At 61.4% G+C, this 17,279-nt stretch carries 15 protein-coding genes; 2 read left to right on the top strand and 13 right to left on the bottom strand.

Translation table 11 applies throughout. The features are described 5' to 3' along the window. The first annotated feature begins 212 nt into the window (after positions 1-212). Both RO009_10190 and RO009_10185 read left to right on the top strand, forming a co-directional pair. Entirely contained in the window at positions 213-1,085 is an 873-nt protein-coding gene (locus RO009_10190) for a glycosyltransferase family 2 protein (GenBank protein MDT3685397.1), read from the top strand. A gap of 16 nt (positions 1,086-1,101) precedes the next feature. Further along, on the top strand, positions 1,102-2,505 hold the full coding sequence (locus tag RO009_10185) for a polysaccharide biosynthesis/export family protein (GenBank protein ID MDT3685396.1): 1,404 nt from the start codon (positions 1,102-1,104) through the stop codon (positions 2,503-2,505). Between the two features lie 138 nt (positions 2,506-2,643). Here RO009_10185 and fdhD (RO009_10180) read toward each other — a convergent pair whose 3' ends face one another. The 13 genes from fdhD (RO009_10180) to RO009_10120 form a co-directional block, all read right to left on the bottom strand. Further along, positions 2,644-3,495: a formate dehydrogenase accessory sulfurtransferase FdhD gene (gene fdhD, locus RO009_10180; GenBank protein MDT3685395.1), complete on the bottom strand. Its 852-nt coding sequence runs from the start codon at positions 3,493-3,495 to the stop codon at positions 2,644-2,646. Between the two features lie 12 nt (positions 3,496-3,507). Continuing rightward, positions 3,508-4,344: a hypothetical protein gene (locus RO009_10175; GenBank protein MDT3685394.1), complete on the bottom strand. Its 837-nt coding sequence runs from the start codon at positions 4,342-4,344 to the stop codon at positions 3,508-3,510. Next, positions 4,341-4,994 carry a 4Fe-4S dicluster domain-containing protein gene (locus RO009_10170; GenBank protein MDT3685393.1) on the bottom strand — a complete coding sequence of 218 codons (654 nt, stop codon included), beginning with the start codon at positions 4,992-4,994 and terminating at the stop codon, positions 4,341-4,343. The genes RO009_10175 and RO009_10170 overlap by 4 nt, the downstream gene beginning before the upstream one ends. Continuing rightward, positions 4,991-7,474, bottom strand: coding sequence for a molybdopterin-dependent oxidoreductase (locus RO009_10165; protein MDT3685392.1), 2,484 nt, complete (start codon positions 7,472-7,474; stop codon positions 4,991-4,993). The genes RO009_10170 and RO009_10165 overlap by 4 nt, the downstream gene beginning before the upstream one ends. Then, positions 7,395-7,754 carry a hypothetical protein gene (locus tag RO009_10160; protein ID MDT3685391.1) on the bottom strand — a complete coding sequence of 120 codons (360 nt, stop codon included), beginning with the start codon at positions 7,752-7,754 and terminating at the stop codon, positions 7,395-7,397. The genes RO009_10165 and RO009_10160 overlap by 80 nt, the downstream gene beginning before the upstream one ends. 317 nt (positions 7,755-8,071) lie before the next feature. Further along, entirely contained in the window at positions 8,072-8,989 is a 918-nt protein-coding gene (gene paaX, locus RO009_10155; protein ID MDT3685390.1) for a phenylacetic acid degradation operon negative regulatory protein PaaX, read from the bottom strand. Positions 8,990-9,235: 246 nt separating this feature from the next. Continuing rightward, the gene (locus tag RO009_10150) at positions 9,236-9,976 is read right to left on the bottom strand and encodes a substrate-binding domain-containing protein (GenBank protein MDT3685389.1); all 741 of its coding nucleotides are present in this window, start codon (positions 9,974-9,976) and stop codon (positions 9,236-9,238) included. Between the two features lie 121 nt (positions 9,977-10,097). Then, on the bottom strand, positions 10,098-10,337 hold the full coding sequence (locus RO009_10145) for a formate dehydrogenase subunit delta (GenBank protein ID MDT3685388.1): 240 nt from the start codon (positions 10,335-10,337) through the stop codon (positions 10,098-10,100). Continuing rightward, positions 10,327-11,121 carry a formate dehydrogenase accessory sulfurtransferase FdhD gene (gene fdhD, locus RO009_10140; GenBank protein ID MDT3685387.1) on the bottom strand — a complete coding sequence of 265 codons (795 nt, stop codon included), beginning with the start codon at positions 11,119-11,121 and terminating at the stop codon, positions 10,327-10,329. Before fdhD (RO009_10140) ends, RO009_10145 begins: the two co-directional genes overlap by 11 nt. A 31-nt stretch (positions 11,122-11,152) precedes the next feature. Then, positions 11,153-14,029: a formate dehydrogenase subunit alpha gene (gene fdhF, locus RO009_10135; GenBank protein ID MDT3685386.1), complete on the bottom strand. Its 2,877-nt coding sequence runs from the start codon at positions 14,027-14,029 to the stop codon at positions 11,153-11,155. 11 nt (positions 14,030-14,040) lie between these two features. Continuing rightward, positions 14,041-15,597 (bottom strand): NADH-quinone oxidoreductase subunit NuoF, encoded by a 1,557-nt coding sequence (locus RO009_10130; GenBank protein MDT3685385.1) that lies wholly within the window; start codon positions 15,595-15,597, stop codon positions 14,041-14,043. Then, positions 15,594-16,067 (bottom strand): formate dehydrogenase subunit gamma, encoded by a 474-nt coding sequence (locus RO009_10125; GenBank protein MDT3685384.1) that lies wholly within the window; start codon positions 16,065-16,067, stop codon positions 15,594-15,596. The genes RO009_10130 and RO009_10125 overlap by 4 nt, the downstream gene beginning before the upstream one ends. A gap of 170 nt (positions 16,068-16,237) precedes the next feature. Beyond that, positions 16,238-17,143 (bottom strand): LysR family transcriptional regulator, encoded by a 906-nt coding sequence (locus RO009_10120; protein ID MDT3685383.1) that lies wholly within the window; start codon positions 17,141-17,143, stop codon positions 16,238-16,240. Positions 17,144-17,279: the final 136 nt, after the last annotated feature.

Raw genomic sequence — 17,279 nt, 5'->3', positions numbered from 1 at the left:
CGATCGATAGTCGTTTGACGTAGGGCCATCATTAATATCCGCCATGGCGTATTGCGCCGCGCAAGAGGTCTAGACTTATTTGGGAGGATGTTCCCGGTTCGCTGCGGACGTAACCTTCATTTCCGGCAGGCAACAGCGGCCGGCAGTGTGTCGACGGCTGGTATGCAGGCGACGCAACACGAACCAGCTCGCAGACCTTTCTCAGGTGAGCAATGAAAATTGTCGCGGTTATTCCAACCTTGGATCGAAAACGGCAGATCAACCGCCTGCTGTCTCATCTCGAGCGACAACAGCGCAAGCCGGATGAGGTCATCATTTCGGCACCCGACTCGACACATGTGGAGCCGTTCCGAAGCACGAGCTTCCCGATATCTTATGTTTTTGGGCAAAGAGGCTTAAGCGCACAGCGCAACTTAGCCCTCTCACACGCACTTCCGCGCTCCGATATCGTGACGTTCTTCGACGACGACTTTCTTCCTGAAGATAGCTATTTGAAGATTGTTGCAGGCTGCTTCGAAGCACATTCCGATTGGGCTGTCATCATGGGGCATGTCGTGAAGGATGGAGCGCGACACGAGGGATTTACTTTCGAGCAGGGACTTGCTCTCCTTCGCTCCGCTCAGGCAAGCGCGCCCACAAAGCTCGAAGTGACAGATCATATCGGAGCTTATGGGTGCAATATGTCGATGCGATCGCGTCTTATTGGCCAGTTGCGCTTCGACGAGCGCCTAGTGCTCTATGGTTGGCAGGAAGATATTGATTTCACAAGTCAACTGCGCCGTCACGGCCGTATCGTCCAATTGAACACCGCTATTGGTGTTCATCTAGGCCTCAAGGCCGGGCGTGTTAGCGGCGTCCGTTTTGGTTATTCGCAGATCGCAAATCCAGTCTATCTCATCAAGAAAGGCACCGTTCCAGCAATCTTTGCGCTCCGGCTGATTGGACGCAACGTGGCTGCTAATTTCCTCCGGAGCTTCTGGTCGGAACCCTATGTCGATAGACGAGGGCGCCTCAAGGGCAATCTTCTCGCGGCCTATCACCTGATGCAGGGACGAATTGAGCCCGAATACATCCTGAAAATCTAAACTCAGCGGGCATGTCATGAGACACCAGAAGCGCCTTTTCCATCTGAAGCGACAACAAGCACGAAGCATTTATCGATCGCTGGCCTTGTTGTTTTCCGTAGTTCTGCTCTTTGTTCTCGTCGCCGAAGGATCTCCAGCAATAGGCAGTGAATATCGGCTCGGACCCCGCGACAAAATTCGCCTGAAGGCTTACGAATGGCGCGCAACTCTTGGTCAAGTCGTCGAATGGGACGCATTGAACGATGAGTTTACTGTTGGGCCCGACGGTATGTTGTCCCTGCCCTTCGCCGGCGATGTTATGGCCTCCGGTCTTCAGGTCGGGGAGCTGGCGAAACTGATTGCTGAACGTTTCCGAAGAGAAATGGGCATGGGTCGAGCGCCAGACTTATCTGTCGAAATCGTACAATTCAGACCATTCTATATCGCAGGCGACGTGGACCGCCCTGGAGAATATCCATATCGGCCCGGCCTCACAGTCTTGAAGGCCCTGACGATCGCCGGCGGCGTATACCGATTGAACGATTCGGGCTCGATAAGGCTGCGACGGGAGGCGATTTCATCGAGAGGCGACTTGAACGTGTTGAAAGCGCAAATGGCCAGCCTGCTCGCCCGCAAAGCGCGTTTCGACGCGGAACTGAATCAATCAGAAGCGATTTCGTTTCCCAGCGAGCTGACAGGGAGACAGCGTGAACCGTTCGTTGCACTCATTATTGAGCAAGAGAAATCGATCTTCGTGGCACGCCGAGAGGCGCTTGCAACTCAGATACATGCGCTGAACCAGTTGAAAACCTACTTGGATAAGGAAATCGTCTCGCTCGAGGGCCAGTTAAAGACGGAAGATGACCAAATCAGGCTCGTCAAAAAGGAACTTCAGAACATTTCTGCACTCGTAGACAAGGGATTGTCCGTTACTCCGAGACAGCTTTCCCTGGAACGGACGCTGGCGCAAATCGAGGGCGATCGTCTGCGGGTCGGCACGGCTCTTCTAAAAGCCAGGCAAGAAATCAGCAAGACAGACATCGCCATATTGGAGCTTCACAACAAACGTACTAATGAGGCCACGACGGAACTGCGCGCGACTCAGCATAAGCTCGATGAAATTCGACAGAAACTCAACACGGCCGAACAACTGCTCTATGAAGCCGAGGTGGTCGCCCCCCAATCCTTGGCCCAACGCGCACGCGCCCGCAAGATGCAGCCGCTCTTTACGATACTGCGTGAAGATGCAGGACGGACCATAGAAGTGAATGCGTCTGAAACGACGCCTCTGGAGCCCGGCGATACGCTCAAGGTTGAAGCGCCAATTCTCCTGGACACAGGTCCATTTTCCGAGGCGCAGCAGGAAATCGTGACACCACGTAAGCCAACTCTCGCTCCGCGCTCATCGCTGGAACGTACGACGGGGGTCGAGGTTCAATAGAGCAATTTTGAAACGACGAATTATCTAACGTGCAACTTCTAGCACTTGAGACGAACGCGTATCCCGGCGCAAACGCTTACAGCGCGGGCGGCCCTCATCTCAGCATGCGCGATCAGGTCGTTGGCTACTGAGTGAAACCTATGGGAAGCTCATCCGATGCCCGCCGGTGAAGACCTCGAAGCCGTCTTCGCGCGCAATCCCGATCAGGGTGATGCCGACCGCTTCTGCCGCACGGATGGCCAGCGCGGTTGGCGCCGAGATGGCGACGATAATGGCAGCGCCGAGCGCAGCGGTCTTCTGCACCATCTCGATCGAAACGCGTCCGGTGAGCGCCACGAGGCCGGTCGCTCCAGGAATACGGCGATGCGCGAGATCACCAACCAGCTTGTCGAGCGCATTATGCCGCCCGACATCCTCGCGCACGGACACGAGGCCATGGCCAGGCACGAACAGCCCGGCGGCATGAACCGCCTGCGTCTCCTGAAACAGATATTGCGCCGATGAAAGGGACGACAAGGCAGCACGGACTGTATGCGGTGTAATGACGATTCCGTCGGCAACGCGCGGGACCGGCCGCAACACGCCAGCGAGGCTTTCAACACCGCATAGTCCGCATCCGGTTGGACCGGCGAGGCTGCGCCGGCGTTCGCCGAGTGCGGATGCACGTTCGGGCGTAAGCCACATCTGCAATTCGATGCCGGTCGCGTGCGTCATCACCGCGAGGCTTTCAATTTCGGCGGGACAGGTGATCACGCCCTCGGTCAGGCTGAATCCAACCGCGAAGTCGGTGAGATCGGCCGGTGTTGCCATCATCACCACATAGGTCGTGCCGTTGAAGGTGAGCGCGACCGGCGTCTCCTCCGGCACACCGCGCATGCGCTCCTGCGCGAGGCGCTTGCGGCACGCGAGCGACAGCACATTGTCGACGGGCGCCGGCAAGTTGTCGTGCACGACACCTATATCGTTGATGACAATGCTGTCTGCGGTCACCGCACAGCCCATTCAGGATGGTATAATGACATGGCTCGGATCGCGGCCGCGGGCCGGCGTGTTCTTGATGACGTGCCCGCGGGTGAAAGCGGCGCGGGTGATCAGCATGACTTTCAATCCCCAGCCGGTCGCAACTGCCATCAAGCCGCCAATTGCGGCCGTGTTCCAGCCGGCAAGCGCCAGCGCCAAGAGCGCAATGGTCGCATAGCGGGCCGCGGTCAGCACCCTTTCTTCGCGCAGCGCGAACCATGCCAGCGTCCCCGCCGGTGCTTTCGCCTTGATGAGGCCACGTCGATGGAATTCGCGGGCGACTTCACGCAGGATCACGGCGCAAAGCGCGGCGCCGATCATCGCGGGCGGTGCGCCAGCAACCGCGAGGAAGAGACCGGTCCCTTCCGCAATTCCCGTGGCGACGATCAGCGGGACCGTCTCTTTCTGACACCAGGCCGGAATGCCGCGCGCGGCGTGTAGCATGCGCGCCTGGCAATAGAGAAATCCGGCCGCGAACAGGGCCGCGAGAACAACAAATCTGATGTCGAGCACGATGGCCGCGACGCCGACGGCCATCAGCGGCGGCACCAGCATGGCTTCGCGCGTCATCCATGAGGTGCGCGGATGGAAGAACACGTTGAGCGCGCGCCACGGCCGCCCGATCTCAAGCCAGACGCAGAACAGGCCCAGTCCGATCAGCGCAAGCCCGACCGCAAGCGACAGCGCCGACGGCAACCCGATAGCCAAGCCGAGGGCCGCGGCCATAACCAGTCCGCTGCCGGTGCCGCCGAAGCTGAAATTGCCGGCGGCACGCATATCCCAGTAGCGCTGGAGGCGCGCCTGCAACACCTGCTTCATGACAGCTCCTTGTCCCAGAGGTAATAAAAGCTGGGAGATGTTCCCGCCTCTTCATGCATGCGAAACGATTTGTTCTCTGCCAAGAGCCGCGAGACGTTGCTGTTTGGATCGTCGATATCGCCGAAGGCGAGCGCACCGGAGATGCAGGTGTTGACGCAGACCGGTGTGGCGTCGGGATCGACGCCGGGCACCAGACCCTTGGCGCAACCGCCGTCGATGCGGTCGACGCAGAAGGTACATTTGGTCGCTACGCCGATCGTCCTGTCGTCGAAGCGCGCCTGTTCCGAGATCGATGCTTCCTCGCCAAAGGCAAATTTCGGGTGATCCACCCGATAGCGCGCCTCGTAGGGGCAGGCGACGGCGCAATAGGCGCAGCCGATGCACAGGTCATAGTCGATGGTGACGATGCCGTCGGGACGCTGACGGGTCGCCGTGGTTGGGCAGACATCCATGCAGGGCGGTTCGGCGCAGTGCTGGCAACCGGTCGGTACATAGACGCGCTTCACGTCGGGAAACTCGCCGACCTCGATGTCGAGCACGCGCCGCCACTGCACGCCGATCGGAGTGCCGTTGGCTTCCTTGCAGGCGGCGGTGCAGGCCTGGCAGCCGACGCAGCGGCGCAGGTCCGCCACCATCACATAGCGGGTCATGACCGCGCTCCCTTTCCGGGTCCGTCGACCTTGCGCACGCAGACGCGCACGACGTCGGCGCCCGAGCCGGTGGCGTCGGTCAGTTCCATCGACATCTGCGTGACGGTGTTGAGCGAGGGGAAGTTGAGGTCCTTGGCGAACGGCGTCTTCCAGTGCTCGTGCTGACCGGGAATGACGATGGTCTCGGGATGGCAGCCCTGCACCGGCACCGCGCGCCCGCGCGTCGCGGCGACGATGGAGCGCACCTCGATCCAGTCGCCGGCCGCGATGCCGAGCTTCTCTGCGACGCCGGCATTGAGGATGATGCCGCCATGGCCGCGTACGTTCTGCCCGACCTCGTGCATCAGCGGCACGCCGGAATTGTTGCCGGCGGAATAGAACATGGTCTTGGTCGTGATGCCCCAGAAGGGATAGTCCTCCGGCTTCTTACCCGCCGCCACCACCGCCTTGACCCAGCGGCCGGGCACGTCATGCCATTCCGGCAGCGGCTGATATTCGCTGAGCTGCTCGTCCCACCAGTGAATACCCTGCGCGTGCAGGCGGCGGCGCAATTCCTCACCCACCCGCATCAGCCGCTCCTGATACGGCAATTCGAAGCGCAGATTCTGGTCGGCAAGGCTCGGATAGAGGTACCAGTCGGTGCGCTTGAACGGCACGACGAAATAGCCGTGCTCCTTCATCCAGGCGAGATCCTTGACCTCCTGGCCGTCGGTCAGCGCCGCAGTCGAGGCCTTGCACACCGCGTCCCAGATGGTGTCGGCGTCGTGCACCTGATCGGTCGACAGCGAGAAATCGTAGTTCTTGCCCTTGAGCGGGGCGCCGATGGCACCGCGGTTGATGGCGGCGTTGTATTTCTCGATGAGCCCGGTGCGCTTGGCGAGCTCGGTCGTGATCCAGGTGAAATCGCGCGCCTCGCCCTGCGGCTCGACCGCCTTCTGGCGCAACGCGACACCGGTATGCTCCCAGAACTGCTCGACGAATTTCGTGCCGCCGATGGGCACGAGCTGCGTGCTTTCGAGGTCGGAGGCATCTGGAAGCAGGATGTCCGCCATGTGGTTGGTTTCGTCGAAGGTGTAGGCGATGGCCACGACGAACGGCATCTGCGAAATGGCGCGCGTGAGCTTCGCAGTATCCCAGAAGGCGACCGCCGGATTGGTGCGGAAGGTGAGCCAGAATTCCGGCGCGCGCTGCTTGGGCCATTCCTCCGGCGATTTGTCCATGAACAGCCAGGGCAGATGCGCGGGGCCGAGCGCCTGGCTCCAGGCGGAATTGCCGACGATCGGCACGAGCGTGCGGTGGGCGTTACGTCCGGTGGGCTTGGCCTTCCAGTCGGCCTCGCTCGTCGGATTGAGCGAGGACACCATGAAGCCGTCCTCGCCCGGCAGGACGCTGACGAGACGGTTATCGTGGCCCTTGTTGAGGCGCACCGTGGTGCCGAGCGTGCCGCCCGGCACTTCCAGCGCGCCGACGAGCGTCGCCAGCACCGTGCGCGACCAGCAGCATTCGAATGCGCCCCAGCCGTTATTGACGGTCTTGCCGAGTGTCACCGCCACCGGCCGCAGCGGCAGCGTGTGGCCCTCGATCTCGATCGTCTGCCCGACGCAGGCGTTCGACACGTATTCGTTAGCGACATGGCGAATCTTGTCGGGCTTCACGCCGCAGATCGAGCTCGCCCAGTCCGGCGAATAGTGCCGCATATGCTCGACCATGGCGGTGAAGGCGGTGTGCGCCGGCGCATTGTCGTGGCGCGCCACTTCCTTGTCGGCGAGATGGCTGACCGCCTCGGCAACCGTGAAATGACCTTCCAGCGCCGGCACGATGCCGGGCGTGTCGTGGGGCATGGCGCGCCCGACCTTCTCGTCCCACACCAGCGGCTTGCCGCTTTGCGGATCGCGCAGATAGTAGCCGTTCGGCCCAACGAGATAGGGCGAGGAGGTGCGGTCGCGCAGATAGGGGATGTCGAGCGCGGTGCGCGGCGTCTCATGCAGCAGCACATGGATCATCGCCAGCATGAAGGCGGCGTCTGTCTTCGGCTTGATCGGCACCCATTCCGCCGAACAGGCGGCGGTCGCCGATAGATGCGGCTCGATCTGGATGCGTTTGACGCCGCGGATGCGGGCGTCGGCATGCCGGCGCACCGCGCAGACGCCGCCGGTCACTTCATAGTTGGAGCCGAAGGAGACGACGAGATTGGTCAGCACCGTATCGGAGGAGACGGTGAAGGCACGATGCCAGTATTCGCCGTAGAGATGTTCGGAATGGGTGCATTTGACGCCCTGTCCGGAGCCGAACGAAAAGTCGATCGGACCGAAAGCCGACATGAAGGCGGGGAAGGAGCCCATATAGCTGCGCGGCGTGCCGCCATGCCCGAACGACGCCGCGACGCGCGGCAGCCCGGCCTCATCGATGAGGCCGCGGCTCATGATGTCCTTGAGCCGCGCGGCGATGGTGTCGAGTGCCTCGTCCCAGGAGATCGGCACGAAGCCCGGATCCTCGTCGCGTCCCCTTTTTCGGATTGGTCCGCTTCATCGGCTGGCTAATGCGGTGCGGATTGTAGGTCTTCTGCACGAGACCGTAGGCGCGCACGCAGGGCCGCCCTGCTCCCGGATGGACACCGGCCGCGCTGTGGTTCGGCTCGATGCCGGTGGCAACGCCGTCCTCGACGATCACCTGCATGAAATCCGGGCCGGCGACGCAATTGTAGCAAAGGGTCGGGACCAGTTTTCGCGCGGCCGTGTCGCGCGCTGCAAGCGCTGTCATGTCTGCACCCTCACTTCAGCCCGCAAAGCCTGGCGGGCAGCGAAATGTCCGGTGTCGTCGGTCTCGATCCGCGCCTGAATGCGAAAGGTGCATCGCCTCGTTCTGCAATGGCGGCGTGGCCCTGTTTCGGCACCGTGATCATCGCCGGATGACGACAAGTCCGGGACGTATTCCTCCTGCACAAATCAACGTATTACATATTTTTTCTTTTAGAAACTTGATTTGTATCATTTCTGAGCAGCGGCGAGCGGCACCGATTTGCGGCCACAACACTATGAATAATCTAATGAAATCGTGCCCCTGATAGCGGACTTTGATTATGCGTCGGCGAACGAATTCAGGCCGCCGAAGCGTGTGAAATAGCTCGGATGGGCCGCGGGCGCCGGGCCGTCCACCGTCTGCAGCCTCGCCATCAGGTGCTGCTCGGCCGGCCCCTGAATCAGCTTGTAGAGGTCGCGGCACAGCAGCCGCGCAGCGGTGCCCGGCCAGTTTGCCTTCAGCAGCTCGTCTGGAAGCTTCGGATCACGCAACAGAACACGGCGGTAGGCGTGCATGAGCAGCGTGCGGACCATGAAGCAGGTTTGCGGATCAAGCTTGTCGGCGATACTGAGCTTTTGCCAGACCGGCTGAAACGTATCGAGGAAGGCTCTGTAGTCCGCGGCAAGCCGCTTCATGTCCCAGGAGCGGCCGATGAGGTCGCGCTGTGCATCGGCAGCGACCCAGGGCTCGGCCGTAGTGCGCATGACCAACGCCTGCTTGCCGGCGCCGGATTCAATCAGAACCTGACGCAATGTGGCCTCATCGGGATCCGGATGCAGCATGACATCGCTCGCCACTTGGCCAAATCCCTGCCAGCGGAGATCGCTACGGAGGCTAGCGCGGCGCTTCGCCGGCATGCCGGCGAAATTGACGATGACGAAGGTCCAGTGACGGTCCCAGGGCTGGCTTGCACGATGATAGATGCGGCCATGCACCGCATCGAAGCGCCGGCGCCCGTCCTCGGTGAGGCGGTAGTAGCTGCGGCGCCCGATCTGTTCGGCGATCAGCCAGTTCTCCTTGGCCAAGCGAAAGACAGACGTCCGGACCGCCCGGTCGTTCAGGCCGAGCGGCGCCACCAATTCGATGACACTTCCCAGCCAGGCGCTGCCCCCGTGATGCATAATGGAGTCGCCATAGACGGTTATGATCACCGAGGGGGCTTTGGGTCTGAGGCGTCTGAGCAGGCGCGCGATCATTCTCGTCTGTTTCATCAATTCCGGAATGAACGGCCGCAATCTACATTGCTGATATTTCGGCATCAATTCGGTACGATTTGAATCGGCAATCTTCTGACGATACGCAGTTGATCATTCGCTCCAGGCGTATCTCTCGGCCTCGCCGCAATTCGACGCGAGCGGCAAACAATATTACCTCATAAACACTTGATCCGGTTTCCGTCTCGCGCATTTATCAATTCACCTATCGCCGCTCTGACACGGACTTCACGGCGCGAGGCGGATCTGCCCGGCCATCGATATGTCATAGCCGCCGGCGGCCTGCGCGCGGGCGTTCATTGCCGGCGTGGTCAGAAAAGCGAAGAACGTCTGCAACGGCGGCCGGAAATACTCGCGCTGACGCACGACAAGGTCGAAACGCTCCCACGCCATAGAGATAAAATCGAGACCGGCGGCCTTGGCCACGCTGCGGCTGGCAATGCCGCAATCGGCCCGACCCGCCTGGATGGCCAGCGCGATGTCCGTGCCGGTTGGACAGACCGGCGTGACAATTGTCAGCTTCGAGACATCGAGGTTCTCACGCGCCAGCAGCGACTCAAGCAGCAATTGCGCGCCGGCACCGGCCGGACGCACCGCCACGCGTATGCCGGCACTTGCCACATCTCGGATTCCCGCAAGATCAAGAGGATTGCCTTTCGCCACAACAATGCCCTGCTCCCGGCGGGCAAAACCGACCAGCACGGCGTCGCGCAGGCGCTGTTCACTGCGCATGACTGCAACATTCTCATCGCTGTCATCACTGAAGGCATGCAGATGAATGGCGGCGGCGACAAGTCCGCCGTCGACAAAGCGCTGCAAACCGGCCGCGCTGCCTTCCGGCGTGTAAACAAGGCCTGCATTGCACTCTCGCAACGCCCATTCCAGCAGCGGATCGTGACTGCCCCCAACAACCGGAGGGGGATCAGACACGGCGAGCCCGCGCTCGCCCGCCGGCGCCGTGGTGCTCACCAAACGGAGCCGGTGCCTGGGTGGCTGCGAAAATCCGTGACCCTGTGCCATTGCTCGTAGTTGGCAAAGGCCACGGCAGATGGCAAGAGCGGCGGCGCGTGTCCGGCACTATGCGGCTCGATTATGCGCCTTGACGAGCCATATCCCTGAGGCGACCGATCGCGGCACGTACATCGGGGTCAAGTCCTTGTCCGCCCGCATCCAGATGCGAGAGTATAACGCTGCGCATGCGCGGGTCCCAGAATTTCCTGATGTGTTCGGCAATCCCGGCTGCCGCCCCATCGTGCCCCTGACTGCTGAAGAACTTTCCGATCTGGTTGGCCATATAGACCAGCTTATCGGTCGACTTGCTATGCGACATGGGCGGCCGCTTCCTGGTGAATACGCTCGGGATGTGTAAAAATTTCAAAACCATCGTCGCGTGCAGTTGCCACCAGCGTGATGCCGGCCGCCTCGGCGGTCCGAACCGCCAGCGCGGTTGGTGCCGACACGGCGATAATGACGGGCGCGCCGATGACGGCCGTCTTCTGCACCATCTCCACCGACACGCGGCTGGTGACAATCACTGCGCCGGATTTTCCCGACCGCCCCGCGCGGGCGAGCGCGCCGCCCAGCTTGTCGAGCGTATTGTGACGGCCGACATCTTCACGCAGAGCCAGGATGCCAAAGGCCGGCTCCCAGAATGCCGCGGCGTGTACGGCCCGCGTCTGCTGGTTCAGCTGTTGCAACGCGGGTACCGCCGACAATGCCTGCATGATCTGCCCGGGCGTGATCGTCCGACCGCTGCTCGGGATATGCGGCGTTGGCCGCAGGGCCTCCGACAGGCTTTCAAGGCCGCACAGACCGCAGCCGGTTGGACCGGCGATATGCCGGCGCCGCTCGCTGAGCTGCCGCGTATGCGCCTCGCTGAGCCACATTCGCAATTCGATGCCGTCGCCATGCTCGACGATGTCAAGACTGGCAATGTCATGCGGCGAGGACACGATGCCTTCATGCAAACTGAAACCAAAGGCGAAGTCTTCCAGATTCTGCGGTGACGCCATCATCACTGCATAGGAGCCCCCGTTGTAGGTGAAGGCGATGGCCGTTTCCTCCGGGATCGCACGCACGCCGCTGACCGAACCGGCGGCGGTTCGCCACGACATCCGCGGAAAGATTGAAATCGTCTGAATCGCCCTACTCCGCGGCTTCCAGCGGCGCAATGCGGCGGGTCTGGCGCGAGAACTCCTCGTATTCCTGCTGCCAGCGCGACGGCCCGTTGGATGGCGAGATCTGCACCGCCGTGACCTTATATTCCGGACAATTGGTCGCCCAGTCCGAGAAGTCGGTCGTGATGACATTGGCCTGCGTGTCGGGGTGATGGAAAGTGGTGTAGACGACACCCGGCGCGACGCGGTCGGTGATCTGCGCGCGCAGGGTCGTCTCGCCGGCACGGCTTGCCAGCTTCACCCAGTCGCCGTCGCGGATGCCGCGCTGCTCGGCGTCATGTGGATGGATTTCCAGCACGTCTTCCGCATGCCACATGGAGTTGGCAGTGCGCCGCGTCTGCGCACCGACATTATACTGCGACAGGATTCTGCCGGTTGTGAGCAGCAGCGGGAAGCGCGGTCCAGTCTTCTCATCGGTCGCGACATATTCTGTGACGATGAACTTGCCCTCGCCGCGCACGAAACCGTTGATGTGCATGATCGGCGAGCCTTCCGGCGCCTTGTCGTTGCACGGCCATTGCACCGAACCACGCCGGTCCAGCATCTCATAGGAGACATTGGCGAAACCCGGCGTCAGACGCGCGATTTCGTCCATGATCTCGGACGGGTGGCTGTAATGCATCTCGTAGCCGAGCGCTTTGGAAAGCAACAGCGTGATTTCCCAGTCGCCATAGCCATTTTTGGGCGACATCACCTTGCGCACGCGCTGGATGCGCCGCTCAGCATTGGTGAAAGTGCCGTCCTTTTCAAGGAAGGTGGACCCCGGCAGGAAGACATGCGCGAAACGCGCGGTCTCGTTCAGGAACAGGTCCTGTACTACAACGCATTCCATGGCTTCCAGGCCGGCCGACACATGCTTTGTGTCTGGGTCGGACTGAAGGATGTCTTCGCCCTGGATGTAAATGCCCTTGAAGCTACCATCGACGGCGGCGTCGAGCATGTTGTTGATGCGCAGGCCCGGCTCCTTGTCGAGCGTTACGCCCCAGTCCTTCTCGAACATCGCGCGCGGCTCATCGAGCGAGATATGCCGATAGCCCGACAGTTCGTGCGGGAACGACCCCATGTCGCAGGAGCCCTGCACGTTGTTCTGTCCACGCAGCGGGTTCACGCCGACGCCGGGCCGGCCGATATTACCGGTCGCCATGGCAAGATTGGCGATCGCCATCACGGCGGTCGAACCTTGGCTGTGTTCGGTCACGCCGAGACCGTAATAGATCGCGCCATTGCCGCCGGTCGCATAAAGCCGGGCGGCAGCACGAATGGTCTCGGCCGGAACGCTCGAGAGTTTCGCAACAGTTTCGGGCGAATTCTGCGGCAGCGAAACGAAATCGGCCCAGTGCAGGAACTCATCCCAGTCGCAGCGTTCGCGGATAAACGTCTCGCTGTAGAGCTTTTCGGTGACGATGACATGTGCGAGCGCCGTCAGCACAGCCACATTGGTCCCGGGCCACAGCGGCAAATGATAGTCTGCCTCGATATGCGGCGATTTCACCATCTCGGTGCGGCGCGGATCGATCACGATCAGCTTGGCGCCCTGACGCAGGCGCTTTTTCATGCGCGAGGCAAACACCGGATGCGCCGACGCCGGATTAGCGCCGATGATGACGATGACATCTGCATCTTCGACGGAATCGAAGTTTTGTGTTCCGGCTGACGTTCCGAAAGTCTGGCCCAGCCCGTAGCCTGTTGGTGAATGGCAGACGCGCGCGCAGGTATCGACATTGTTGTTGCCGAAGGCGGCCCGGATCAGCTTCTGGACGAGGAAGGTTTCCTCGTTGGTGCAGCGCGACGAGGTGATGCCGCCGACGGCATTCTTGCCGTATTTCGCCTGGATGCGCTTGAATTCGGATGCGGCATAGGAGATCGCCTCCTCCCAACTTACCTCCCTCCACGGATCCGTGACCTTCTTGCGGATCATCGGCTTGAGGATGCGCTCCCTGTGGGTCGCATAACCCCAGGCGAAGCGGCCCTTCACGCAGGAATGTCCGCGGTTCGCCTCGCCGTTCTTGTAGGGAACCATGCGGACGAGTTCCTCGCCCCGCATCTCCGCCTTGAAGGCGCAGCCGACGCCGCAATAGGCGCAGGTGGTGACCACCGAATGCTCGGGCTTGCCGATCTCGATCACCGTCTTCTCGTTCAGCGTGGCGGTCGGGCAGGCCTGTACGCAGGCGCCGCAGGACACGCATTCGGAGCCGAGGAAGCTTTCGTTCGTGCCGGGCGACACGCGGCTGTCGAAGCCGCGGCCCGAGATCGTCAGCGCGAAGGTGCCCTGCACTTCCTCGCAGGCGCGCACGCAGCGCGAGCAGACGATGCACTTCGACGGATCGTAGGTGAAATAGGGGTTTGACTCGTCCTTCGGCAGCCAGTTCTCGTTGGCGACTCCGGCCTTCCTCGCAAAGACGTGGTTCTCGCCCTCGTAGCCGTAACGCACGTCGCGCAGGCCCACCGCCCCGGCCATGTCCTGCAATTCGCAGTCTCCGTTGGCCGAGCATGTCAGGCAGTCGAGCGGGTGATCGGAGATATAGAGCTCCATCACGCCCCTGCGGAGCTGCGCCAGACGGTTGGTCTGCGTGTGCACGACCATGCCAGGCGCGACGGGTGTCGTGCAGGAGGCCGGCGTGCCGGCACGCCCCTCGATCTCCACAAGACAGAGCCGGCAGGAACCAAATGCGTCCACCATGTCGGTGGCGCAGAGTTTTGGAATTTGCGTTCCCATCTCCATCGCCGCGCGCATGACCGAAGTACCTTCGGGCACCGAAATTTTCCGGCCGTCGATGGTCAGTTCGACCATCTTTTCAGATTTCGAGGCTGGCGTTCCGAAATCGGCCTCATGAACGAGCGACATGTGTGTCTCCTTCATTCCGCAGCTTGCAGACGCGGTGGCGCTGCGCCGAAATCTTCAGGGAAATGGGTAAGCGCGCTCATGACCGGATACGGCGTGAAGCCGCCCAGCGCGCAGAGCGAACCGAATTTCATGGTGTTGCAAAGGTCTTCGAGTACGGCGAGGTTTTCAGGACGCTTCTCGTTCTTGATGATGCGGTCGATCGTTTCGACGCCGCGTGTCGACCCGATGCGGCAGGGCGTACACTTGCCGCAGGATTCGATGGCGCAAAATTCCATCGCGAAGCGCGCCTGCTTGGCCATGTTGACGCTGTCGTCGAACACGACGATGCCGCCATGCCCGATCAGGCCGTCGCGCGCCGCAAAAGCCTCATAATCGAACGGCGTGTCGAACAGCGCAGGCGGGAAATACGCCCCGAGCGGGCCTCCGACCTGCACGGCACGTACCGGGCGGCCGCTGGCCGTCCCCCCGCCGATCTGCTCCACCAACTCGCCGAGCGTAATGCCAAAGGCGACTTCGTAAAGACCACCATGCTTGACATTGCCGGCAAGCTGGACCGGCATCGTACCGCGCGACCGGCCCATGCCGACGTTTTTGTAGAACGCGCCGCCCTTGTGCATGATGATCGGCACGGTCGCGAACGAGAGCACATTGTTGATGACCGTTGGCTTGCCGAACAGACCCTTGTGGGCCGGCAGCGGCGGCTTGGCCCGCACCAGACCGCGCTTGCCTTCCAGACTTTCCAGCAGCGAGGTTTCCTCGCCGCAGACATAGGCGCCCGCGCCCGAGCGCACTTCAAGCTCAAATGTGAAAGGGGAACCGGCAACATTCTTGCCCAGCATCCCGCCACGCATCGCAGCCTTGATGGCGTCATTCAGCACGGCGATGGCGAGCGGATATTCCGAGCGGCAATAGATGTAGCCCTTGCTGGCGCCGACGGCGATCCCGGCAATCGTCATGCCCTCGATCAGAACGAATGGGTCTCCCTCCATGATCATGCGGTCGGCGAAGGTTCCGCTGTCGCCCTCGTCCGCATTACAGACGATGTATTTCTGATCAGGTTTGGCGTCGGCGACCGTTTTCCATTTGATGCCGGTCGGAAAGCCCGCACCGCCGCGGCCGCGCAGACCGGATTCGGTCACTTCTGCGACAATGCCCGTTGGATTGGCCAGCGCCTTCTCCAGCCCCTTGTAGCCGTCATGCGCCCTGTAATCGTCCAGCGAGCGAGGATCCACGATGCCGCAACGTGCGAAGGTCAGGCGTGTCTGCCGTTTCAGCCAGGGAATGTCGTCGGTGACGCCGAGCCGCAGCTTGTGTTCGCCGCCCTCCGCCAGCATCGCCTCGAAAACGGAGACGACGTCACCCTCCTCCACCGGCCCATAGGCGACCCGGCCTTTCGGCGTTTCGACTTCAAGCAGCGGCTCCAGCCAATGCAGGCCGCGCGAACCGTTGCGGATGATCGTGACGGCAATCTTGTTCCTTGCTGCCAGCGTTTCGATTGCCGCGGCAATTTCGTCGGCACCGCAGGCGACAGCGGCGGAATCGCCGGGAATGTAAATGCGGTGGCTCATCGGTCGGCCTCCGCCAGCAATGTGCCGAGCTTCTTCTCGGTCAGCCGGCCGACGGGCTTTCCGTCGATCATTGCCGACGGCGCGGTGGAGCACAGGCCCAGACAATAGACAGCTTCGATCGTCACGCGCCCGTCGGCGGTCGTGCCGCCAAGCTTCACGCCAAGCCGCGATTCCGCTTGCGAGATGAGGTCATCGCAGCCGCATGCCTGACACGCTTCCGCGCGGCACAGTTTCAGAACATGACGGCCTGCCGGCTGCCGTCTGAAAACATGGTAGAAGGTAATGACGCCATGCACTTCCGAGCGTGACAGATTGAGTGCGTCGGCGATCAGTGGTGCCGCCGCTTCCGGCACATGTCCGAATGTCTCCTGCAGCGCGTGCAGGATCGGCAATGTTGCGCCATCGCGGTCCTTGTTTTCCGCGATGATGCTCAGCGCCCGATCGGTAGTCCAAGGTTCAAATGTCGGCACAGCCTGTGACCATCTCCAGATGAGAATGGTCGGAAACTGAAAGGAAAGCCTCGTTGAATCAATACAGCTGCGCGGATGGAACGATCAGCCTTGCTGATCGTCGCGGCGATCCGGATTTCTGATCAATTGATAAGATTAACTAAAGACAACAAATATCGGCGAATGCCGCTTCACGCAGCAACAGGTTGCGCAAGCACCTTGGCAAGCTTCTTGGCTTCTGAAATCAGAGCCCGAACCAGCGGCGTGGTCTTGTCCCGATCAGAGACGACGAGCCCCACCGCATGCGTTGCAGAGGGCTCAATGATGGGGATCGAACGCACGCTCTCGGTCAGACCCAGCGTGTCGGCGAGCTTCGCCGGCATGATGCTCGCCCATTGCCCGGTTCGCACATGTGCGAACAGAACGATCATCGAATTCGATTCAAGCGTCGGGGAAGGTTCGGAGCCTGCCGCACGCAGCAATCCGTCAATAATGCGACGGTTCTGCATAGTCGGCGTCAGCAGGCAGAGCGGCACCTGTCCGACCTCCGCCCAGGTGACCTTGTCGCGATTGCCAAGCACCCCGTTCGGGGACGTCAACAGCCGATATTCTTCCTGATAGAGGGGGATGGCGTTCACGCGATTCAGGGGCTCATTGTCGAGATAGGTGATGCCCGCATCCACCTCGAGATTTTCGATCATGCTCAGCACTTCAACCGAGGTATGCGACAGGACGCTGAATTTCACCTCCGGATGTTTGGCACGGTAGGGCGTGGTCAGCATCGCGCTCATGGCCAGAGCGGTCGGGATCGCGGCGATACGCAGATGGCCTGCGAGGCCGCGTTTAAGCGCATCGACCTCCTGATGCATGGCTCTCGCGTCGGAAACGATTCGCCGGGCCCATTCGAGAACACGCTCGCCCTCGGGCGTAAAACCGCGGAAGCGGGAGCCGCGATGAACCAGAAGCACACCGAAGGAGTCTTCAAGGCTTTTGACGGCCGCCGACAAAGACGGCTGGCTGATGCCGCAGCTTTCGGCGGCCCGCCCAAAATGCTGCTCTCGTGCGAGGGCGATGAAAAATTCAAGCTTGTCGATCATCCGGCGATTATCCGTGAGCCATCAGCCAATAGGAAAAGTTCATAGGCCCACACGATCGCGGAACAAGTGGTCGTGTGCAATCAATCAATCGATTTCTTCAATTGTCAGCAATAGCCGTGGGCTATGGCCACCCTAC

It is taken from the genome of Pseudorhodoplanes sp., assembly GCA_032027085.1.
GTDB lineage: Bacteria > Pseudomonadota > Alphaproteobacteria > Rhizobiales > Xanthobacteraceae > Pseudorhodoplanes.
Note: the sequence above shows the minus strand (reverse complement) of the source record. Positions and strands in the feature narration are given on the sequence as shown.